This is a genomic window from Mesorhizobium sp. M8A.F.Ca.ET.161.01.1.1, from assembly GCF_004792105.1.
Lineage (GTDB): Bacteria > Pseudomonadota > Alphaproteobacteria > Rhizobiales > Rhizobiaceae > Mesorhizobium.
In genome coordinates this window covers 1-358 of the sequence record NZ_SRTD01000193.1, presented here as the reverse complement: position 1 = coordinate 358, position 358 = coordinate 1, and the positions used below count along the sequence as shown (strand labels likewise).

Annotated in this window: 1 protein-coding gene; it reads right to left on the bottom strand. The window is 62.8% G+C overall.

The window, feature by feature from the left end; genetic code table 11:
• The coding region (locus EN804_RS35275) for an arginase family protein (RefSeq protein WP_189602182.1) at positions 1-358 on the bottom strand (358 nt) is incomplete at both ends.

Below are 358 nucleotides of genomic sequence, written 5' to 3'. Positions count from 1 at the left end.
GCGAAGTGTGCGAACGCGGATTGTCATCGTAGGCATGATAGATGTCTGGGTGGGCATCGATATGCACGATCGGCAGGCTTGGATGGCGACGGCGTACAGCGCGCAGCACCGGCCAGGAGATGGCGTGATCGCCGCCCAGGCTGATCAGCGGATCGCCGCACTCCAGCACACGCCCGACCTCGCGCTTGATCAGTTCCCAGGGATCGCCGGCGGCGCTGAAATCGATGTCACCGTGGTCGACAAGCCTGTCCGTCAAATCGAACCCGGTTTCGCTCCACATGCTGTAGGCATCGGAGAACAGCTCGGGACGGATTTTCGCCGGCGCCTGCGCCGCGCCCTTGGCAAACGATGAGTTGTC